Below are 24,429 nucleotides of genomic sequence, written 5' to 3'. Positions count from 1 at the left end.
CTACGTCATTTGCGGCGGCGAGGCGATGCCGGCGGCCACGCAGGGCGAGGCGTTGCGGCGTCTGGCCGGCGTCAGCCTGCAAAACCTGTATGGTCCGACCGAGACCACGATCCACGTCACGCAGTGGACCTGCCGCGACGACGGCGAGCCGCTGGTGCCGATCGGCCGTCCGATCGCCGGGACGCGGGCCTACGTGCTCGATGGCGCATTGGGCGCCGTGCCGCAGGGCGTGGCGGGCGAGTTGTACATCGGCGGCGAACTGTTGGCGCGCGGCTATCTTGGCCGCGCCGGATTGAGCGCCGAGCGCTTCGTGGCCGACCCGTTCGGGCGCGGCGGCGAACGGCTGTACCGCACCGGCGATTTGGTGCGCTGGAACGAGGAGGGCCAGATCGAATACCTGGGCCGGATCGACCATCAGGTCAAGATTCGCGGCCTGCGCATCGAGCTGGGCGAGGTGGAGGCCCAACTGCTGGCGCAACCGGAGGTGCGCGAGGCGGTGGTGGTGGCGCACGAGGGCCCCGCCGGCACCCGGCTGGCTGGCTACGTTTCGACGCACGCCGGGCGCACGGTGGAGGCGGCGGTCCTGCGCGAGCGTCTCGGCCAGGCGCTGCCGGACTATATGGTGCCGTCGGCGATCATGGTGCTCGACGGCCTGCCGCTGAACTCCAACGGCAAGGTGGACCGCAAGGCGCTGCCGGAGCCCGAATATGAAAGCAGTGGCGAATACGAAGCGCCGCAAGGGGCAATGGAGGAAGCGCTGGCCGCCATCTGGGCCGGGGTGCTGGGCGTTCAGCGGGTCGGACGCCATGACAATTTCTTCGAACTGGGGGGCGATTCCATCCTCTGTCTCAAGGTGATTTCGCGCGCCCAGGCCAACGGTCTGGCGCTGACACCGCGACAATTCTTCGAGAACCAGACGCTGGCCGGCCTGGTGGAAGCCAGCCTGGGACAGGACGCCGCGACCGAGACGATTCCGGTGCTGCCCGAGGCGAGTCGCGCGGGTCCGATGACGGCGTCCTACGCGCAGGTGCGTCAGTGGTTCCTGTGGAAGCTGGCGCCTGAAAGCACGGCTTACCATATTAGTGGCGCGTTGACGCTGGATGGTACGCTGGATGTCGACGCCCTCAAGTCCGCGTTCGACGCGTTGGTGGCGCGCCATGAATCCTTGCGTACGCTGTTCCGTGCGGACGCCAACGGCCAGGTGAATCAACTGATTCAATCGGCCAGCGGGGCGCATCTCGAATTGATCGACCTGACCGCTGTGGCGGCTGGCGAATTGACGGAACGGGTCGGTGTGGAAACGGCGCGCGTGCACCAGACGCCGTTCGATCTGGAACATGGGCCACTGCTGCGGGTGGGCCTGATCCGCGAGGCGGTTCAGCGGCATGTGCTCGTCGTGGTGATGCATCACATTGTCTCGGACGGCTGGTCGATGGGGATCATCATCGAGGAATTCGTGGAGTTGTATCGGGCTCAAGTCGGCGGCGGCGTCGGCCAGCTGCCGACGCTGCCGGTGCAGTATGCCGATTTCGCGGCATGGCAGCGCGACTGGCTGGAAGCAGGCGAAAAAGAGCGCCAGCTGGCCTATTGGAAGCAGCATCTGGGAAATGATCATCCGGTGCTCCAACTGCCAACCAGCCACCCGCGCAAAGTGGATGGAGTCTATCGGGCGGCGAAGCATGCCTTCGCGTTGCCGCCGGAGCTGGCCAGCGGTCTGAAACTGCGCGTGCAAGCGCAAGGCGCGACGCTGTTCATGGCGTTGCTGGCCGGTGTGCAGGTGCTGCTGTCCCGTTACACGGGACAGACGGATATTCGTGTCGGGGTGCCAAATGCCAATCGTCACAGGCTGGAGACAGAGGGATTGGTCGGATTCTTCGTTAACACGCAAGTGCTGCGTGGCCGTATCGAAGGCCGGAAAAGCCTGTCGCAGGTACTGGCCGAGGCCCGCGAGGCGACGCTGGGTGCCCAAACCAATCAGGACCTGCCGTTCGAACAGTTGGTCGAAGCGCTGCAGCCCGAGCGTCAGCTGGGCGCCAATCCCTTGTTCCAGGTGCTGCTGAATCACCAGCGACAAGCGTCACAGGCCCTGGGAAAAATGCCGGGGCTCGCGCTTCAGGGGCATGCGCTGGGTGAGCAGGGGGCGCAGTTCGAGTTGACGATCGATACGATCGAAGGCGAGGACGGGCAGGTCCGCGTGACCTTCAGCTACGCGAAGGAACTGTTCGAAGCGGATGCCGTCCAGCGCATGGCGCAGCACTACGTCACGGTATTGCGCACGATGTCCGATCGACCTTCGCAGGCGGTGGAAACGGTGGAAATACTCGATCCGGCCGAGCGTGAAGTGCTCCATGTCTGGGGTGGGCGCACGGCGCGCTACCCGGCGCAGGAAGCGCTGCACCGGCTGATCGAGCGACAGGCGCAGGCCAATCCGGCGGCCACGGCGCTGATTTACGGCGACGAGTCGCTAAGCTACGCGGAACTGAACCTGCGCGCCAACCGCCTGGCGCACCATCTGATCGAGCGGGGAGTGCGGCCGGACGTGAAGGTCGGCATCGCGGTTGAACGCTCGATCGGGATGATGGTCGGCCTGCTGGCTATCCTGAAGGCCGGCGGCGCCTATGTGCCGCTGGACCCCGAATACCCGGCCGACAGGCTGGCCTACATGATGCAAGACAGCGGCATCCAGTTATTGCTGACGCAAAGCGCGATCAAGGATAGCCTGCCGTCGCCCGAAGGACTTCAAGTGCTGGAAATGGACACGCTGGACCTGTCCGGCGCGGCGGAGCACAACCCGCAAGTGGCCGTGCACGCCGAGAACCTGGCCTACGTGATTTACACCTCCGGTTCCACCGGCAGGCCGAAAGGCGCGCAGCTATCGCACCGCAACGTCACCCGCCTGCTCAAGGGCACCGACGCTTGGTTCAAATTCGGCGTTGACGACGTCTGGACCATGTTCCACTCGTATGCCTTCGATTTCTCGGTATGGGAAATCTTCGGCGCGCTGTGCACCGGCGGCCAGCTAGTGATCGTGCCGTTCTGGATCAGCCGCTCGCCGGAAGACTTCCTGCAGCTGCTGCGCCGCCACAAGGTGACGGTGCTGAACCAGACGCCGTCGGCGTTCGGACAACTGATGCACGTCCCTGGCCTCTACAACGAGCGCCTGGCGCTGCGCGCGGTGATCTTCGGCGGCGAGGCGCTCGATCCGCAGCGTTTGAAACCGTGGATGGCCCATTGGGGCGATCAACAGCCGCAGTTGATCAACATGTACGGCATCACCGAAACGACGGTGCACGTCACCTACCGCCGGATCACCGTGGCGGACCTGGACAGCCAGCGGAGTCCAGTTGGCGTAGCGATCCCAGACCTGGGCCTGCGGGTGCTGGACGGCGCCCTGAATCCGGCGCCGGTCGGCGTGGCCGGCGAGCTGTACGTGGCCGGCGACGGCCTGGCGCGTGGCTATCTCGGCCGCCCCGGCCTGAGCGCGGAGCGCTTCATCGCCGACCCGTTCGGCGCCGATGGCGAGCGGCTGTACCGCACCGGCGATTTGGTGCGCTGGAACCAGGACGGCCAGCTGGAATACCTGGGCCGGATCGACCACCAGGTCAAGATCCGTGGCTTCCGCATCGAGCTGGGAGAGATCGAGGCGCAATTGCTGGCGCAGGCGCAAGTGCGCGAGGCGGTGGTGCTGGCCCTGGAAGGTCCGGCCGGCGCGCGCCTGGTGGGTTACGTCTCGGCGCAAGCCGGACAAACACTGCTCGCGGCCGAACTGCGCGAGAAGTTGGGCGAAACGCTGCCCGACTACATGGTGCCGTCGGCCATCGTGGTGATGGACGCGCTGCCGATCAACGCCAATGGCAAGGTGGATCGCAAGGCACTGCCTGAGCCGGGCTTTGAAAGCGCCGGTGAGTACGAGGCGCCGCAGGGGGACGTGGAAGTGGCGCTGGCCGCCATCTGGGCCGACGTCCTGGGCGTCGAACGGGTCGGACGTCACGACAACTTCTTTGAGCTGGGCGGCCACTCGCTGCTGGCGTTGAGCGTCTTGGAGCGCATGCGCGCGCGCGGCATGGCGGTGCAGGTACGCACGCTGTTCCAGCAACCGGTGCTGGCCGCCTTCGCGCAGTCGGTCGCGCGCGACGAGGACCGGCGCGACGTGGTCGTGCCGCCGAATCTGATCCCCGCGCATTGCGATGCGATCACGCCAGGGATGCTGACCCTGATCGACCTCGATGCCGAACAGATCGCGCACATCGAGGCGGCGGTGCCGGGTGGCGCGTCCAATATCCAGGATATCTATCCGCTGGCGCCCCTGCAGGAAGGGATTTTGTTCCACCACATGCTGCAAGGCGAGGGCGACGCCTATGTCACCCAGCAGCTGCTGGGCTTCGACAGCCGCGAAAGGCTGGAGCGCTTCGTCGCCAGTTTCAACCAGGTAATCGCGCGTCACGACATCCTGCGCACGGCGGTGTTGTGGGAAGGCCTGGCGGAACCGGTGCAGGTGGTTGTGCGCCATGCGGAGCTGGCCATCGAGTGGCTGCCGGCCGTTGCGGGCGAAGACGCGGCAGCGAGGCTGAACGCCCATGTCGATCCGCTGCACAACCGGATCGACGTGCGGCGCGCGCCGATGCTGCGCGCGGTGGCGTTGCGCGATGTCGAGCAGGCGCGCTGGCTGTTGCAGCTGCCGAGCCACCATCTGGTCCTCGACCACACCACGCTGGAGCTGATCGTCGCGGAGATCGCGCTGATCCAGCAGGAACGTCACGCCGAGTTGCCGGAACCGGTGCCGTTCCGCCGCTTCGTGGCGCAGGCGCGCCTGGGCGTGAGCGCGGCCGAGCACGAGGCCTTCTTCACGCAGATGCTGGGCGACGTCGACGAACCGACCGCGCCATTCGGCCTTCTGGATGTGCAGGGCGACGGCGGCGGCATCGAGGAGTTGCGCCTGCCGCTGGCGGCCGATCTGTCCGAAAGAATCAGGCGTCAGGCGCGCCGCCACGGCCTCGGGGCGGCCAGCTTGTTCCACCTGGCGTGGGCGCTGGTGCTGTCGAAGGCCACCGGCAAGGACGACGTGGTGTTCGGCACGGTGCTGTTCGGCCGCATGCAGGGCGGCGAGGGCGCCGACCGGGCGCTGGGCATGTTCATCAACACGCTGCCGCTGCGCGTCAAACTGGGCGCGCGCGGCGTGCTGGAAAGCCTGCGCGAGACGCACGCCGGTTTGACCGGCCTGCTGGCGCACGAACACGCCAGCCTGTCGCTGGCACAGCGTTGTAGCGAGCTGCCCGGCGGCACGCCGCTGTTCTCGTCGCTGCTGAATTACCGCCACGGCCCGGAACAAAAGACCGATGCCGGCATCGCCTGGGAAGGCATGCAGACGCTCGGCGGCGAGGAGCGGACCAACTTCCCGGTCGGGATGTGGGTCGATGACTTGGGTCGTGACTTCCATCTGGTAGGTCAAACCGTGCGCTCGGTCGGCGTGGCGCGATTGTGCGATTACATGCAAGCCGCTGTCGAAGGCATTGTGGAGGCGCTGGACAGGGCACCGGAGCGCTCCATCGGCGAGTTGCAATTATTGACTAAGAAGGAGTGTGAACTGCTCCAGCAGTGGGGCGGAAACACCTTGCGCTACCCGACGCAGGAAACGCTGCACCGGCTGATCGAGCGACAGGCGCAGGCCAATCCGGCGGCCACGGCGCTGATTTACGACGACGAGTCGCTAAGCTACGCGGAACTGAACCTGCGCGCCAACCGGCTCGCGCATCATCTGATCGAACGGGGAGTGCGGCCGGACGTCAAGGTCGGCATCGCGGTCGAACGCTCGATCGGGATGATGGTCGGCCTGCTGGCTATCCTGAAGGCCGGCGGCGCTTATGTGCCGCTGGACCCCGAATACCCGGCCGATCGGCTGGCCTACATGATGCAAGACAGCGGCATCCAGTTATTGCTGACGCAAAGCGCGGTCAAGGACGGCCTGCCGCCCGCCGAGGGCTTGCAGGTATTGGCGCTGGACACGCTGGACCTGTCCGGCGCGGCGGAGCACAACCCGCAAGTGACCGTTCACGCCGAGAACCTGGCCTACGTGATTTACACCTCCGGTTCCACCGGCAGGCCGAAAGGCGCGCAGCTATCGCACCGCAACGTCACCCGCCTGCTCAAGGGCACCGACGCTTGGTTCAAATTCGGCGTTGACGACGTCTGGACCATGTTCCACTCGTATGCCTTCGATTTCTCGGTATGGGAAATCTTCGGCGCGCTGTGCACCGGCGGCCAATTGGTGATCGTGCCGTTCTGGATCAGCCGCTCGCCGGAAGACTTCCTGCAACTGCTGCGCCGCCACAAGGTGACTGTGCTGAACCAGACGCCGTCGGCGTTCGGACAACTGATGCACGTTCCGGGCCTCTACGACGAGCGCCTGGCGCTGCGCGCGGTGATCTTCGGCGGCGAGGCGCTCGATCCGCAGCGTTTGAAACCGTGGATGGCCCATTGGGGCGATCAACAGCCACAGTTGATCAACATGTACGGCATCACCGAAACGACGGTGCACGTCACCTACCGCCGGATCACCGAGGCGGACTTGGACAGCCAGCGGAGTCCGGTTGGCGTTGCGATCCCAGACCTGGGCCTGCGGGTGCTGGACGGCGCCCTGAATCCGGCGCCGGTCGGTGTGGCCGGCGAGCTGTATGTGGCCGGCGACGGCCTGGCGCGCGGTTATCTCGGCCGCCCCGGCCTGAGCGCGGAGCGCTTCATCGCCGATCCGTTCGGCGCCGATGGCGAGCGGCTGTACCGCACCGGCGACCTGGTGCGCTGGAACCAGGACGGCCAGCTGGAATACCTGGGCCGTATCGACCACCAGGTCAAGATCCGTGGCTTCCGCATCGAGCTGGGAGAGATCGAGGCGCAATTGCTGGCGCAGGCGCAAGTGCGCGAGGCGGTGGTGCTGGCCCTGGAAGGTCCGGCCGGCGCGCGCCTGGTGGGTTACGTCTCGGCGCAGGCCGGACAAACAGTGGTCGCGGCCGAACTGCGCGAGAAACTGGGCGAAACGCTGCCCGACTACATGGTGCCGTCGGCCATCGTGGTGATGGACGCGCTGCCGATCAACGCCAACGGCAAGGTTGACCGCAAGGCGCTGCCGGAACCGGGTTTTGAAAGCGCCGGCGAGTACGAGGCGCCGCAGGGGGACGCGGAAGAGGCGCTGGCCGCCATCTGGGCCGAGTTGCTGGGCGTGGAGCGGGTCGGACGGCAGGACAACTTCTTCGAACTGGGTGGGCATTCGCTGATGGCGGTCCAGATGGTGGCGCGCATTCAGGCGGTTATGCAGGTCGATCTGGCGATCAGGGATGTCTTCATCAACCCCACGCTGGCGGAGATGGCGTTGCTGCTGCCCGATAGCTCGCGCTCCGCATCGAACACCCGTTCACTTTCTGAAATTGACGCATTTATTGATGGTTTGGAAATCGCATAATGAATAGTTTAACCACCCAACGAATCGCTGAACGCTTTGCCCGACTGAGTCCGGAGCAGCGCCGCGCGGTATATCAGAAGATTAAGCTGGAAGGCCTGGCGATCGGGCAGTTCCCCATCCTTCCGCGCGAGGCATCGGAATCGGACGCCTGGGCGCCATCGTACGCGCAAGCGCGCCAGTGGTTCCTGTGGAAGCTGGAGCCGGACAGCACCGCTTATCACATCAGCGGCGCCTACAGGCTTGACGGACAACTCGATGGACAAGCTTTGAACTCCGCGTTTGACGCGCTGGTGGCACGGCATGAATCCCTGCGCACGCTGTTCCGGGCGGACGCCGATGGCCAGGTGACCCAGGTGATTCAGCCGGCGGTTGCGGCGAATCTCGAGCAGATCGACCTGACCGGCGTGGCGCCGGATGATCTGACGGCACGCGTCCGTGGGGAAGCGGCGCGGTTGCACCAGACGCCGTTCGATCTGGAACATGGGCCACTGCTGCGGGTGGGCCTGATCCGCGAGGCGGCCGACCGCCACGTGCTGGTGGTGGTGATGCACCACATTATCTCCGACGGCTGGTCGATGGGGATCATCATCGAGGAGTTTGTGGAGCTTTACCGCGCGCGGGTGGAAGGGCGGGCGGGCGAGTTGGACGCTTTACCGGTGCAGTACGCGGACTTCGCATTGTGGCAGCGCCATTGGCTCGAAGCCGGCGAGAAGGAGCGTCAACTGGCCTATTGGAAGGCGCAACTGGGCGACGATCATCCGGTGTTGCAGCTGCCGACCACTTATCCGCGCAGGGCCGACGGCATCTATCGCGCAGCGCGTCACCATGTCGAGCTGACCGAGGAATTGGCGTCGGCCTTGCAACGCCGTGCGCAAGGACAGGGCGCGACGTTGTTCATGGCGTTGCTGGCCGGCGTACAGGTGCTGTTGTCGCGATATACGGGCCTGGCCGACATCCGCGTTGGCGTACCGAACGCCAATCGCCACCGCGTGGAGACCGAGGGACTGGTCGGCTTCTTCGTCAATACGCAGGTGCTGAGTAGCCGCATCGACGCGCGTCAAAGTCTGGCGCAGGTGCTGGAGCAGGCCAGGGAGGCGGCACTGGGCGCGCAGACGCATCAGGATCTACCGTTCGAACAGCTGGTGGAGGCATTGCGGCCGGAGCGCCAGCTGGGCGCCAATCCATTGTTCCAGGTGATGGTAAATCATCAGCGTATGGAGCGGAAAGGGCCGGTGCGCATGCCGGGGCTGGTATTGGACGAATATGCGCTCGGCGAGCAGGCGGCGCAGTTCGAGCTGGTGGTCGACGCCACCGAAACCGCCGACGGCAGCGTGCGAGTGAGTTTTACCTATGCGAGAGAGCTGTATGACGGCGAAGCGATCGAACGCATGGGGGGCCATTACCTGGCGGTGCTGCGCGCGCTAGCCGGGTCCCCGGAACTGGCCGTGGCTGAAGTGGAATTGCTCGGAACTAGCGAACGTGATCAGCTCCATGCGTGGGGTGGGCGCACGGCGCGCTACCCGGCGCAGGAAACGCTGCACCGGCTGATCGAGCGACAGGCGCAGGCCAATCCGGCGGCGACGGCGCTGCTGTTCGGCGACGAGTCGCTGAACTACGCGGAACTGAACCTGCGCGCCAACCGCCTCGCGCATCATCTGATCGAGCGGGGAGTGCGGCCGGACGTGAAGGTCGGCATCGCGGTCGAACGCTCGATCGGGATGATGGTCGGGCTGCTGGCGGTCCTGAAGGCCGGCGGCGCCTATGTGCCGCTGGACCCCGAATACCCGGCCGACCGGCTGGCCTACATGATGCAAGACAGCGGCATCGAACTGTTGCTTACGCAAAGCGCGGTCAAGGACAGCCTGCCGTCGCCCGAAGGACTTCAAGTGCTGGAACTGGACGCGCTAGACTTGTCCGGCGCGGCGGAGCACAACCCGCAAGTGGCCGTGCACGCCGAGAACCTGGCCTACGTGATCTACACCTCCGGTTCCACCGGCCGGCCGAAGGGCGCGCAGCTATCGCACCGCAACGTCACCCGCCTGCTCAAGGGCACCGACGCTTGGTTCAAATTCGGCGTTGACGACGTCTGGACCATGTTCCACTCGTATGCCTTCGATTTCTCGGTATGGGAAATCTTCGGCGCGCTGTGCACCGGCGGCCAGCTAGTGATCGTGCCGTTCTGGATCAGCCGCTCGCCGGAAGACTTCCTGCAACTGCTGCGCCGCCACAAGGTGACGGTGCTGAACCAGACGCCGTCGGCGTTCGGACAATTGATGCACGTTCCGGGCCTCTACGACGAGCGCCTGGCGCTGCGCGCGGTGATCTTCGGCGGCGAGGCGCTCGATCCGCAGCGTTTGAAACCGTGGATGGCCCATTGGGGCGATCAACAGCCGCAGTTGATCAACATGTACGGCATCACCGAAACCACGGTGCACGTCACCTACCGCCGGATCACCGAGGCGGACCTGGACAGCCAGCGGAGTCCAGTTGGCGTTGCGATCCCAGACCTGGGCCTGCGGGTGCTGGACGGCGCCTTGAATCCGGCGCCGGTCGGCGTGGCCGGCGAGCTGTATGTGGCCGGCGACGGCCTGGCGCGCGGTTATCTCGGCCGCCCCGGCCTGAGCGCGGAGCGCTTCATCGCCGATCCGTTCGGTGCCGATGGCGAGCGGCTGTACCGCACCGGCGACCTGGTTCGCTGGAGCCAGGACGGCCAGCTGGAATACCTGGGCCGTATCGACCACCAGGTCAAGATCCGTGGCTTCCGCATCGAGCTGGGAGAGATCGAGGCGCATTTGCTGGCGCAGGCGGACGTGCGCGAGGCGGTGGTGCTGGCCCTGGAAGGTCCGGCCGGCGCGCGCCTGGTGGGCTACGTCTCGGCGCAAGCCGGACAAACAGTGGTCGCGGCCGAACTGCGCGAGAAACTGGGCGAAACGCTGCCCGACTACATGGTGCCGTCGGCCATCGTGGTGATGGACGCGCTGCCGATCAACGCCAACGGCAAGGTGGACCGCAAGGCGCTGCCGGAACCGGGTTTTGAAAGCGCCGGTGAGTACGAGGCGCCGCAGGGGGGCACGGAAGTGGCGCTGGCCGCCATCTGGGCCGACGTCCTGGGCGTCGAACGGGTCGGACGTCACGACAACTTCTTTGAGCTGGGCGGCCACTCGCTGCTGGCGTTGAGCGTCTTGGAGCGCATGCGCGCGCGCGGCATGGCGGTGCAGGTGCGTACGCTGTTCCAACAACCGGTGCTGGCCGCCTTCGCGCAGTCGGTCGCGCGCGACGAGGACCGGCGCGACGTGGTCGTGCCGCCGAATCTGATCCCCCCCGATTGCGATGCGATCACGCCGGGGATGCTGACCCTGATCGACCTCGACGCCGAACAGATCGCGCGCATCGAGGCGGCGGTGCCGGGTGGCGCGTCGAATATCCAGGATATCTATCCGCTGGCGCCCTTGCAGGAAGGGATTTTGTTCCACCACATGCTGCAAGGCGAGGGCGACGCCTATGTCACCCAGCAGTTGCTGGGCTTCGACAGCCGCGAAAGGCTGGAGCGCTTCGTCGCCAGTTTCAACCAGGTGATCGCGCGCCATGACATCCTGCGGACGGCGGTGTTGTGGGAAGGCTTGGCGGAAGCGGTGCAGGTGGTTGTGCGCCATGCGGAGCTGGCCATCGAGTGGCTGCCGGCCGTTGCGGGCGAAGACGCGGCAGCGAGGCTGAACGCCCATGTCGATCCGCTGCACAACCGGATCGACGTGCGCCGCGCGCCGATGCTGCGCGCGGTGGCGTTGTGCGATGTCGAGCAGGCGCGCTGGCTGTTGCAGCTGCCGAGCCACCATCTGGTCCTCGACCACACCACGCTGGAGCTGATCGTCGCGGAGATCGCGCTGATCCAGCAGGAACGTCACGCCGAGTTGCCGGAACCGGTGCCGTTCCGCCGTTTCGTGGCGCAGGCGCGCCTGGGCGTGAGCGCGGCCGAGCACGAGGCCTTCTTCAAACAGATGCTGGGCGACGTCGACGAACCGACCGCGCCATTTGGCCTGCTGGATGTGCAGGGCGACGGCGGCGGCATCGAGGAGTTGCGCTTGCCGCTGGCGGCCGATCTGTCCGAAAGAATCAGGCTGCAGGCGCGCCGCCACGGCCTCGGGCCGGCCAGCTTGTTCCACCTGGCGTGGGCGCTGGTGCTGTCGAAGGCCACCGGCAAGGACGACGTGGTGTTCGGCACGGTGCTGTTCGGCCGCATGCAGGGGGGCGAGGGCGCCGACCGGGCGCTGGGCATGTTCATCAACACGCTGCCGCTGCGCGTCAAACTGGGCGCGCGCGGCGTGCTGCAAAGCTTGCGCGAGACGCACGCCGGGTTGACCGGCCTGCTGGCGCACGAACACGCCAGCCTGTCGCTGGCACAGCGTTGCAGCGGGCTGCCCGGCGGTACGCCGCTGGTCTCGTCGCTGCTGAATTATCGCCACGGCGCCACCGGTCAGGCCGACAGCGGTATCGCCTGGGAAGGCATGCAGGCGCTCGGCGGCGAGGAACGCACCAACTTCCCGATGGTGATGTCGGTCGATGATCAAGGACAAGGCTTCCAGCTGTCGGGGCAAACGGTGCGCCAGGTCGGCGCGGCCCGTGTATGCGATTACATGCTGGCTGCGGTCGAGGGCATCGTCACGGCGCTGGCCATGGCGCCGGAAAGCGCCATTGGCGAAATGAATCTGCTGGCGACGGGCGAGCGCGATCAACTGCAAGCCTGGGGCGTGAACGCGGCGGCGCATGGGGACGAGCAGCCGGTGCATCACCTGATCGAACGCCGCGCGCGGGAGGCACCCGGAGCGACGGCGCTGCTGTTCGGCGGCGAATCGCTGAGCTACGCGGAACTGAACCTGCGCGCCAACCGGCTGGCGCACCACCTGATCAAGCTTGGTGTCCGCCCCGACGTCAAGGTCGGCATCGCGGTCGAACGGTCGGCCGAGATGGTGGTCGGCCTGCTGGCGATCATGAAGGCCGGCGGCGCCTATGTGCCGCTGGACCCGGAATATCCGGTCGACCGCTTGGCCTACATGATCGGCGACAGCGGAATCCAGTTGCTGTTGACGCAAAGCGCGCTGAAAGAAGGCCTGCCGCTTGCCGCCGGCTTGCGCGTGCTGGCGCTGGACGCGCTCGATCTGGCCGGCGAGGCCGGGCACGATCCGGCGGTCGCGCTGCACGGCGAGAACCTGGCCTACGTGATCTACACCTCCGGATCGACCGGACGGCCCAAGGGCGCGGCCAATCGCCACCGCTCGCTGTACAGCCGCCTGGCGTGGATGCAGCAGGCCTACGGCTTGAGCGCCGCCGACACGGTGCTGCAAAAAACCCCGTTCAGCTTTGACGTCTCGGTGTGGGAGTTCTTCTGGCCGTTGATGACCGGCGCGCGGCTGGCCGTCGCTAACCCGGGCGACCACCGCGATCCGCGCCGCCTGGTCGAACTGATCGAGCGCCATGGCGTCACTACGCTGCACTTCGTGCCGTCGATGCTGCAGGCCTTCCTCGCGCACGATGGCATCGAGGCATGCGCCAGCCTGACGCGCATCGTCTGCAGCGGCGAAGCCCTGCCGGCCGAGGCGCGCAACGGCGTCTTCAAACGCCTTCCGAAGGCGGGGCTCTACAACTTGTACGGGCCGACCGAGGCGGCCATCGACGTCACCCACAGCACCTGCCGCGACGACGGCCGGGGCCAGGTGCCGATCGGCCGGCCGATCAGCGCCACCCACACCCACGTGCTCGACGCCGGCCTGAATCTGGTGCCGGCCGGCGTGGCCGGTGAACTGTACCTGGGCGGCATCAATCTGGCGCGCGGCTACCTTGACCGTCCGGGCCTGAGCGCCGAGCGCTTCGTGGCCGATCCGTTCGGCCTCGATGGCGAGCGCCTGTACCGCACCGGGGATTTGGTGCGCTGGAACGACGAGGGGGAGCTGGAATACCTGGGCCGGATCGACCACCAGGTCAAGATTCGCGGCTTCCGGATCGAGTTGGGCGAGGTGGAGGCGCAACTGCTGGCGCAGCCGGCGGTGCGCGAGGCGGTGGTGGTGGCCCATGGCGGCGCCGCCGGCACGCGCCTGGTGGCCTACGTCTCGGCGCAGGCCGGGCAGCCGGTCGACACGGCGGCGCTGCGCGCGCGCCTGGGCGAGGCGCTGCCGGACTACATGGTGCCGTCGCTGATCGTAACGCTCGACAGCCTGCCGCTGAACGCCAACGGCAAGGTGGACCGCAAGGCGCTGCCGGAGCCGGGCCATGAAAGCCGGGAATACGAAGCGCCGCAGGGCGAGATCGAACAAGCGCTGGCCGCGATCTGGGCCGAGGTGCTGGGTGTCGAACGCGTCGGCCGTCAAGATAATTTCTTCGAGCTCGGTGGCGATTCGATTCTCAGTCTCAAAGTGATTTCGCGCTCCCGGGCCAACGGCCTGTCACTGACGCCGCAGCAGATCTTCGCCCATCAGATCCTGGCGGCAGTGGCCAGGGCCGGCGAAGGTGATCGCAAGGAGGAATCGATTCCGGTGCTGCCCGAAACCAGTCGGTCAGGCCCGCTGGCCGCCTCGTATGCGCAGGTTCGCCAGTGGTTCTTGTGGAAACTGGAACCTGAAAGCGCGGCCTACCACATCAGCCACGCGCTGACGCTGAACGGCGCACTGGATGTCGATGCCCTGAAGGCAGCCTTCGAGGCGCTGCTGGCCCGCCATCAATCCCTGCGCACCGTGTTCCGCGCCGGCGACGACGGCCAGGCGGCACAGCTGGTCGGCGAGGCGTCGGACGCCTGGTTCGAGCACATCGACTTGACAGGAACGGCGGCCGACGCTTTGACCGCGCAAGTGCGCGGCGAGGTGGCGCGTCTGAACCGCACCCCGTTCGACCTCGAACACGGCCCCTTGCTGCGTGTGGGCCTGATCCGCGAAGCGGCGGAACGCCACGTATTGGCGGTGGTGATGCACCACATCGTTTCAGATGGATGGTCGATGAACATCATCGTCGAGGAATTCGTCGAGCTGTATCGCGCGCGTCTCGAGGGGCGCGCGGCCACGCTGGCGCCGATGCCGGTGCAATATGCGGATTACTCGGCGTGGCAGCGCCAGTGGATGGAAGCCGGCGAGCGGGATCGCCAGCTAAGCTATTGGAAGGCGCAACTGGGCGGCGAGCACCCGGTGCTGCAATTGCCGACCAACCGCCCGCGCAAGGCCGATGGCGCCTACCGCGCCGCGCGGCACAAGTTCGTGCTGCCGACCGATCTGACGGGCGGCCTGCAGCGGCGCGCGCAGGCGCAGGGCGCCACGTTGTTCATGGCGTTGCTGGCCGGCTTGCAGGTGCTGCTGTCGCGCCACAGCGGCCAGTCGGATATCCGGGTCGGCGTGCCGATCGCCAACCGCCATCGCTTCGAGACCGAGGGTGTGGTGGGTTTCTTCGTCAATACCCAGGTGCTGCGCAACGTCATCGACGACAGGCAAAGCATGGCGCAGGTGCTGGAACAGGCAAAGCAAGCGTCACTGGGCGCACAGGCGCACCAGGACCTGCCTTTCGAGCAGTTGGTCGAGGCGCTGCGGCCCGAGCGCCAGCTGGGTGCCAATCCCTTGTTCCAGGTGCTGATGAACCACCAAAGGCAGCAGCGCGGTGGGGCGCGGCAGCTGCCAGGCCTGGTGTTGGAGGAGTACCTCCCTGGCGATCGCGCGGCGCAGTTCGAACTGACGGTCGACACATTCGAGGCGGCCGATGGCCTGCTGCATGTGGGATTCACCTACGCACAGGAGCTTTTCGCCGCCGAGGCGATTGAACGGATGGCGGCACACTATGTGGCGGTGCTGCGGGCGTTGGCTGAAGATCCCGGCCGCGCGGCCGGCGCCGTATCCCTGCTGGACGAGGCCGAGCGCGATCAACTGCAAGTCTGGGGCGTGAACCTGGCGGTGCATGCGGACGAGCAGCCGGTGCACCACCTGATCGAACGCCGCGTGCTGGAGACCCCCGATGCGACCGCTCTGCTGTTCGGCGACGACTCGTTGAGCTACGCGCAGCTGAACCTGCGCGCCAACCGGCTGGCGCACCACCTGGTCAAGCTTGGTGTCCGCCCCGACGTCAAGGTCGGCATCGCGGTCGAACGGTCGGTCGAGATGGTGGTCGGTCTGTTGGCGATCATGAAAGCCGGCGGCGCCTATGTGCCGCTGGACCCCGAATACCCGGCCGACCGGCTGGCCTACATGATCGGCGACAGCGGCATCCAGTTGCTTCTGACGCAAAGCGCGCTGAAAGACAGCCTGCCGCTTGCCGCCGGCTTGCGCGTGCTGGAGCTGGACGCGCTCGATCTGGCCGGCGAGGCCGGGCACGATCCGGCGGTCGCGCTGCACGGCGAGAACCTGGCCTACGTGATCTACACCTCCGGATCGACCGGACGGCCCAAGGGCGCGGCCAACCGCCACCGCTCGCTGTACAGCCGTCTGGCGTGGATGCAGCAGGCCTACGGCTTGACCGACGTCGACACGGTGCTGCAAAAAACCCCGTTCAGCTTTGACGTCTCGGTGTGGGAGTTCTTCTGGCCGTTGATGACCGGCGCGCGGCTGGCCGTCGCCAACCCGGGCGACCACCGCGATCCGCGCCGCCTGGTCGAACTGATCGAGCGCCATGGCGTCACTACGCTGCACTTCGTGCCGTCGATGCTGCAGGCCTTCCTCGCGCACGAGGGCATCGAGGCGTGCGCCAGCCTGACGCGCATCGTCTGCAGCGGCGAAGCCCTGCCGGCCGAGGCGCGCAACGGCGTCTTCAAACGCCTGCCGAAGGCGGGGCTCTACAATTTGTACGGGCCGACCGAGGCGGCCATCGACGTCACCCACAGCACCTGCCGCGACGACGGCCGGGGCCAGGTGCCGATCGGCCGGCCGATCAGCGCCACCCACACCCACGTGCTCGACGCCGGCCTGAATCTGGTGCCGGCCGGCGTGGCCGGTGAGCTGTACCTGGGCGGCATCAACCTGGCGCGCGGCTACCTTGACCGTCCGGGCCTGAGCGCCGAGCGCTTCGTGGCCGATCCGTTCGGCCTCGATGGCGAGCGCCTGTACCGCACCGGGGATTTGGTGCGCTGGAACGACGAGGGGGAGTTGGAATACCTGGGCCGGATCGACCACCAGGTCAAGATTCGCGGCTTCCGGATCGAGTTGGGCGAGGTGGAGGCGCAACTGCTGGCGCAGCCGGCGGTGCGCGAGGCGGTGGTGGTGGCCCATGGCGGCGCCGCCGGCGTGCGCCTGGTGGCCTACATCTCGGCGCAGGCGGGGCAGCCGATCGACACGGCGGCGCTGCGCGCGCGCCTGGGCGAGGCGCTGCCGGACTACATGGTGCCGTCGCTGATCGTAACGCTCGACAGCCTGCCGCTGAACGCCAACGGCAAGGTGGACCGCAAGGCGCTGCCGGAGCCGGGCCATGAAAGCCGGGAATACGAAGCGCCGCAGGGCGAGATCGAACAAGCGCTGGCCGCGATCTGGGCCGAGGTGCTGGGCGTCGAACGTATCGGACGCCAGGACAACTTCTTCGAGCTGGGTGGCCATTCGCTGCTGGCGTTGAGTGTGCTGGAACGCATGCGCGCGCGCGGCATGGCGGTGCAGGTGCGCACGCTGTTCCATCAACCGGTGCTGGCGGCGTTCGCGCAATCGGTCGCCCGCGACGAGGACCGGCGCGACGTGGTCGTGCCGCCGAATCTGATCCCTGCGAATTGCGACGCGATCACGCCGGAGATGCTAACCCTGATCGACCTCGACGTCGAACAGATCGCGCACATCGAGGCGGCGGTTCCGGGAGGCGCCGCCAACATCCAGGATATCTATCCATTGGCGCCGCTGCAGGAAGGGATTCTGTTCCACCACATGCTTCAGGGTGAGGGAGACGCCTATGTCACGCCGCACTTGCTGGGCTTTGATAGCCGCGAAAGACTGGAGCGCTTCGTCTCCAGCTTCAACCAGGTGATCGCGCGTCACGACATCCTGCGCACGGCGGTGCTGTGGGAAGGCTTGCAATCGCCGGTGCAGGTGGTCGCGCGCCACGCCGCGCTGGTCATAGAATGGCTGCCGGTATCGCAAGGTACCGACGCCGCCGAGAGGCTGAACGCCCATGTCGACCCGCTGCGCCATCGCATCGACGTGCGCCGCGCGCCGCTTTTGCGCGCCGTGGCGTTACAGGATCCAGATCGGGAACGCTGGCTGTTGCAGCTGCCCGGCCACCATCTGGTGCTGGACCACACCACGCTGGAGCTGATCGTCGCGGAGATCGCGCTGATCCAGCAGGAACGTCACGCCGAGTTGCCGGAACCGGTGCCGTTCCGCCGCTTCGTGGCGCAGGCGCGCCTCGGCGTCAGCGCCGCCGAGCACGAGGCCTTCTTCAAGGCGATGCTGGCCGATGTGGACGAGCCGACGGCGCCATTCGGCTTGCTGGATGTGCAGGGCGATGGCGGCGGCGTCGAAGAGCTGCGGCTGCCGTTGGCGGCCGGTCTGTCCGAGAAGATCAGGCGGCAGGCGCGCAGCCACGGACTGGGCACGGCCAGCTTGTTCCACCTGGCGTGGGCGCTGGTGCTGTCGAAAGCGACCGGCAAGGACGACGTGGTGTTCGGCACAGTGCTGTTCGGCCGCATGCAGGGTGGCGAAGGCGCCGGGCGCGCGCTGGGCATGTTCATCAATACGCTGCCTCTGCGCGTCAAACTTGGTGGGCGCGGCGTGCTGCAAAGCCTGCGCGAGACTCACGCCGGTTTGATTGGATTGATGGCGCACGAACATGCGAGCCTGTCGCTGGCGCAGCGTTGCAGCGGCATGGCCGGCGGCACGCCGCTGTTCTCGGCACTACTGAACTACCGCCACGGCGCCAGCGGCACGGCCGACAGCGGCGTCGTTTGGGAAGGCATGGTGTCCCTGGGAGGTGAAGAGCGAACCAACTATCCGGTCGGCATGTCGATCGACGATCTGGGCCGTGACTTCCATCTGGTGGGCCAGGCGGTCCGCTCGGTCGGCGCCGCAAAGCTATGCGAATATATGTTGGCGGCGGTGGAAGGCATCGTCGAAGCGTTGGACGGTCAATCCGGGCGCGCCATCGGCGAACTAGATTTGTTGGGCGCGAAGGAGCGGGAGCTGTTGCACGCCTGGAGTGTGAACCCGGCCAGCCATGCGAACATGGCGCCGGTGCACCAGCTGTTCGAGCGCAGGGCGCTTGAGACGCCACTGTCGACGGCGCTGCTGTTCGGCGACGAGTCGCTGACTTACACGGCGCTGAACCAGCGCGCCAACCGGCTGGCGCATCGCCTGATCAAGCTTGGTGTCGGTCCGGACGTCAAGGTTGGCATCGCCGTCGAGCGCTCGCTGGAGATGGTGGTCGGCCTGCTGGCGATCCTCAAGGCCGGCGGCGCCTATGTGCCGCTCGACCCGGAATACCCGGTCGACCGCCTGGCCTACATGATCGCGGACAGCGGCATCGCGCTGCTGCTGACGCAAAGCGCCGTCAAGGACGCCTTGCCGCCGGCAGGCACGTTGCCCGTGCTGGACCTGAATACGCTGGACCTGGAGATGGAATCCGATCGCAATCCGGCGGTGCCGCTGCACGGCGAGCATCTGGCCTACGTGATCTACACCTCCGGTTCCACCGGCCGCCCCAAAGGCGCCGCGATCCGCCACCGCGCGCTGGCCAGCTGCATGACCTGGATGCAGCAGACCTACGCCCTGACGGCGGCCGACACGGTGCTGCACAAGGCGCCGTTCAGCTTCGACGTCTCGGCGTGGGAGATCTTCTGGCCGCTGACGACCGGCGTGAGGCTGGTGCTGGCCAATCCCGGCGACCAGCGCGATCCGGAACGGATCATCGAGCTGATTCGCCGTCATCAGGTCACGACCCTCAATTTCGTGCCGGCGATGCTGCAAGCCTTCCTCGCGCACGAGGGCATCGAGGCGCAAACGCGCCTGCGCTACGTCATTTGCGGCGGCGAGGCGATGCCGGCGGCCACGCAGGGCGAGGCGCTGCGGCGTCTGGCCGGCGTCAGCCTGCAAAACCTGTACGGTCCGACCGAGACCACGATCCACGTCACGCAGTGGACCTGCCGCGACGACGGCGAGCCGCTGGTGCCGATCGGCCGTCCGATCGCCGACACGCGGGCATATGTGCTCGATGGCGCATTGGGCGCCGTGCCGCAAGGCGTGGCGGGCGAGTTGTACATCGGCGGCGAACTGCTGGCGCGCGGCTATCTTGGCCGCGCCGGATTGAGCGCCGAGCGCTTCGTGGCCGATCCGTTCGGGCGCGGCGGCGAACGGTTGTACCGCACCGGCGATTTGGTGCGCTGGAACGAGGAGGGCCAGATCGAATACCTGGGCCGGATCGACCACCAGGTCAAGATTCGCGGCCTGCGCATCGAGCTGGGCGAGGTGGAGGCCCAACTGCTGGCGCAACCGGAGGTGCGCGAGGCTGTGGTGGTGGCGCACGAAGGTCCCGCCGGCACGCGGCTTGCCGGTTACGTTTCGACGCACGCCGGGCGCACGGTGGAGGCGGCGGTGCTGCGCGAGCGTCTCGGCCAGGCGCTGCCGGACTATATGGTGCCGTCGGCGATCATGGTGCTCGACGGCCTGCCGCTGAACTCCAACGGCAAGGTGGATCGCAAGGCGCTGCCGGAGCCCCAGTATGAAAGCAGTGGCGAATACGAAGCGCCGCAAGGGGCAATGGAGGAAGCGCTGGCCGCCATCTGGGCCGGGGTGCTGGGCGTTCAGCGGGTCGGGCGCAACGACAACTTCTTCGAACTCGGTGGCCATTCGCTGTTGGCCCTGGGCGTGCTCGAACGCATGCGCGCGCAAGGCATGGTGGTGCAGGTGCGCACGCTGTTCCAGCAACCGGTGTTGGCGGCCTTCGCGCGGGCGGTCGCGCACCGGGAGGACGCGGGCGAGGTGGCCGTGCCGCCGAACCTGATTCCGGCCGATTGCGGCGGCATCACGCCGCAGATGGTCACCCTGATCGACCTCGACGCCGGCCAGATCGCCCGCATCGAAGCGGCGGTGCCCGGTGGCGCGGCCAACATCCAGGACATCTATCCGCTGGTGCCGCTGCAGGAAGGGATTTTGTTCCACCACATGCTGCAGGAGGAGAGCGACGCTTACGTCACGCCGCTGTTGTTGGGCTTTGACAGCAAACAGCGTCTGGAGCGCTTCATCGCCAGTTTCAACCAGGTCATCGCGCGTCATGACATTCTGCGCACGGCCGTCTTGTGGGAGGGCCTGGCGGAACCGGTGCAGGTGGTGGCGCGCCACGCGTCGCTCGTCATCGAGTGGCTGGAACCGGCGGGCGGCGACGCGGCCGCGAGGCTGAACGCGCACGTCGATCCGCTGCATCATCGCATCGACGTGCGCCGCGCGCCAATGCTGCGCGCGGTGGCATTGCGGGACGCGGAGCGGGACCGCTGGCTCTTGCAGCTGCCGAGCCATCATTTGGTGCTGGACCACACAACGCTGGAACTGATCATCGAGGAAATCGCGCTGATCCAGCAGGAGCGGCACGCCGAGCTGCCGGCGCCGGTGCCGTTCCGCGGCTTTGTGGCGCAGGCGCGCCGCGGCGTAAGCGCCGCCGAGCACGAGGCCTTCTTCACGAAGATGCTGGGCGACGTCGACGAGCCGACCGCGCCGTTCGGGCTACTGGACGTGCAGGGCGACGGCGGCGGCGTCGAGGAGGCCAGGCTGTCGTTGACGGCCGAACTGTCCGACGCCGTGCGCCGGCAGGCGCGCCGCCATGGACTGGGCGCGGCCAGCCTGTTCCACCTGGCGTGGGCGCTGGTGCTGTCCAAGGCCACCGGCAAGGACGACGTGGTGTTCGGCACCGTGCTGTTCGGCCGCATGCAGGGCGGAGACGGCGCCGAGCGCGCGCTGGGCATGTTCATCAACACGCTGCCGCTGCGCGTCAAGCTGGGCGCGCGCGGCGTGCTGCAAAGCCTGCGCGAGACGCACGAGGGGTTGACCGGGCTGCTGGCGCACGAACACGCCAGCCTGTCGCTGGCCCAGCGTTGCAGCGGTCTGCCGGGCGGAACGCCGTTGTTCTCGGCGCTGTTGAACTACCGTTACAGCGCCCCCAAGGACGTTTCCATCGCCGCGTGGGAAGGCATGCACGCGCTGGGTGGGGAGGAGCGCAGCAACTATCCGGTCGACCTGTCGGTGGACGACTTCGGCGACGGCTTCGGCCTGGTGGCGCAGGTCGGCAAGAGCGTCGGCGCCATGCGCTTGTGCGAGTTGATACAAGCGGCCGTCGGCGCCATCGTCGAGGCGCTGGCCGAGCGGCCTTCGCAGGCCGCCGGCGAGCTGCAAATCCTGGGCGAGGCGGAGCAGGCGCGCCTGCGGACATGGGGCGCGAACACGCTGCGCCATCCGGGCCGGGAGCCCGTGCACCGCCTGATCGAACGGCGCGCGGCGGAATCGCCGCTGGCGACCGCGCTGCTATTCGGCGACGAGTCGCTGAGCTACTCGGAGCTGAACCGGCGCGCCAACCGGCTGGCGCACCACCTGCTCGCGTTGGGCGTGCGGCCAGATGACAAGGTCGGCATCGCCGTCGAGCGTTCCTTCGAGATGGTGGTCGGCCTGCTGGCGATCCTCAAGGCCGGCGGCGCCTACGTGCCGCTGGACCCGGAATATCCGGCGGAGCGCCTGGCCTACATGGTCGACGACAGCGGCATCGCATTGCTTCTGACGCAAACGGCGGTGCGGGAGCGGCTGCCGGCGGTGGACGGCTTGCGCATGGTGGCGCTGGATAAGTTAGATGCGCTGGAACTCTCCGCGCGCGGCGACCACGATCCGCTGGTCGCGCTGCATGGCGACAACCTGGCGTACGTGATCTACACCTCGGGTTCGACCGGACGGCCGAAAGGGGTGGGCATCGCCCATCGCAGTCTGGCCGAACACGCGCAGGTGGCGGTAGGTTTCTTCGGCCTGACCCGCGACGACCGCATGCTGCAGTTCGCGACGCTTAACTTCGACGGTTTCATCGAACAGCTGTTCGCGCCGCTGGCGGCCGGCGCCTCGGTCGTGCTGCGCGGTCCCGCCTTGTGGGACAGCGCCACTTTCCACCAGGAGCTGATCGCCAAGCGCATCAGCGTGGTCGACATCACCACCGCCTATTGGCTGCTGCTGGCGCAGGACTTCGCACGCCAGGGCGTGCGCGATTACGGCGCGCTGCGCCAGCTCCACGCCGGCGGCGAGGCGATGCCGCCGGAAGGATTGCGCGCGTGGCGCGAGGCCGGCCTGTCGCACGTCAAGCTGCTGAATACCTACGGCCCGACCGAGGCGACGGTGACGGCCACCATCCTCGATTGCCAGCCGTATGTCGACGGCACGGTGCCGTTGCCGGCGCAGATGCCGATCGGCGCACCGTTGCCGGGACGCACGCTGCGGGTGCTCGACGACACGCTGCAGTGCGTGCCGGTGGGTGTGGCCGGGGAGCTGTGCATCGGCGGCAGCTTGCTGGCGCGCGGCTACCTGGGCCGCGCGGGCCTGAGCGCGGAGCGCTTCGTCGCCGACCCGTTCGACGACGCCGGCGGACGCCTGTACCGCACCGGTGACCTGGTGCGCTGGAGCGCGGACGGCCAGCTCGAATATCTGGGCCGCATCGACCACCAGGTCAAGATCCGTGGCTTCCGCATCGAGCTGGGCGAGATCGAGACGTTGTTGCTGGCGCAGCCCGAGGTGCGCGAGGCGGTGGTGGTGGCCCACGGCGGCGCCGCCGGCATGCGGCTGGTGGGCTATGTGTCGGCGCAGGCCGGACAGGCCATCGATGCGGGCGCGCTGCGCGAACGCCTCGGCCGCACGCTGCCGGACTACATGGTGCCGTCGCTGATCATGGCGCTGGCGGCGTTGCCGCAGAACGCCAACGGCAAGGTCGATCGCAAGGCGCTGCCGGAGCCGGGCCAGGAAAGCGCCGGACGCTACCAGGCGCCGCAAGGCCCGGCCGAAACGGCGCTGGCCGCCGTGTGGGCCGAGGTGCTCCGCGTCGATCGGGTCGGACGGGACGACAACTTCTTCGAACTGGGGGGCGACTCGATCGCCGCGTTGCGGGTGCTGGCGCGGGCCAGGGCGCACGCCGGCCTGTCCGCCGCCTCCGGCCTGACCTTGCAGGCCATGATGAGCCGTCCGACCATCCGTGGCCTGGCCGGCACCGCCAGCCCTGTGACCCTGTTGAACGCCAGGGTGGACGGCGTGCCGCCGCTGTTCTGCATCCACTCGGGCCTGGGCACGGTGCTCGGCTACCTGCCGCTGGCGCGGCATTTGAATGGCCGGCGTTCGGTCTACGGCATCAGCTGCCGCACGCTCAACGAACCGGCGCATCGCGACGAATCGCTCGAGCGGATGGCCGACGACTACGTGGATTACCTGCGCGAGGTCCAGCCGCAAGGGCCTTACAGCCTGCTCGGCTGGTCGCTCGGCGGCACGCTGGCGGCGCTGGTCGCGGCGCGGCTCGAGGCGCAGGGGCAGCTCGTGGCGTTCGTCTGCCTGATCGACACGTCGGTGCCCACCGCGCACGGCGTCGATTGGGTGCGCACCGATTGGCGGGACGAATACGCGCGCTTCCTGCCCGGCGGCGTGGCCTTGACCGGCGAACAGGCGGTGGCGCTGGCCGGGGTCGACGATCCGTTGGTCGACGAGCGCGGGCTGGTCGAGTGGACCCGGCCGCTGCTGGAGGCCTTGCAACGCGGCGGCGCCCACCAGGATATGCAGGCGGAACAGGTGGTCAGGATATTCCTGACGGCCGCGTGCCTGACCCTGGCCGGCGCCAATTCCGTCAAGCCGCTGCCCGTGCTGGCCGCGCCCGTGCATTGCTGGTGGAGCGCGGAGCAACCGCGCTCTGTGGTCGAGCGGCTCGACGCCGAGATGGGCGCGCCGGCCGGCGCCCGGGTGGCGCACCGCCGCGTCGACGCCGACCACGGCGCCGTGGTCGCGCATCCGGCGGTGCTGGCGGAGTTGGCTGGTCTGGCGGGGTAA

General features: G+C 67.6%; 2 protein-coding genes (1 of these 2 cut by a window edge). Both read left to right on the top strand.

What is annotated here, in order from left to right; all coding sequences use genetic code 11:
- Nucleotides 1-7,453: the 3' portion of an amino acid adenylation domain-containing protein gene (locus MRBLMU1_RS22135; protein WP_363505829.1), read on the top strand. 5,513 nt of this gene lie to the left of the window's left edge; 7,453 of the gene's 12,966 nt are visible here — the last part of the coding sequence; its start codon lies off the left edge, out of view; it ends in the stop codon at nt 7,451-7,453.
- Nucleotides 7,453-24,429 carry a non-ribosomal peptide synthase/polyketide synthase gene (locus MRBLMU1_RS22130; RefSeq protein WP_363505826.1) on the top strand — a complete coding sequence of 5,659 codons (16,977 nt, stop codon included), beginning with the start codon at nt 7,453-7,455 and terminating at the stop codon, nt 24,427-24,429. Before MRBLMU1_RS22135 ends, MRBLMU1_RS22130 begins: the two co-directional genes overlap by 1 nt.

It is taken from the genome of Burkholderia sp. LMU1-1-1.1, from assembly GCF_040675865.1.
GTDB lineage: Bacteria > Pseudomonadota > Gammaproteobacteria > Burkholderiales > Burkholderiaceae_D > Rugamonas.
This window is presented reverse-complemented; position numbering and strand designations above follow the sequence as displayed.

What these genes read in the sequence shown, in the direction of transcription:
- MRBLMU1_RS22130 (WP_363505826.1), top strand. Translation starts at nt 7,453, where the DNA reads ATGAATAGTTTAACCACCCAACGAATCGCTGAACGCTTTGCCCGACTG.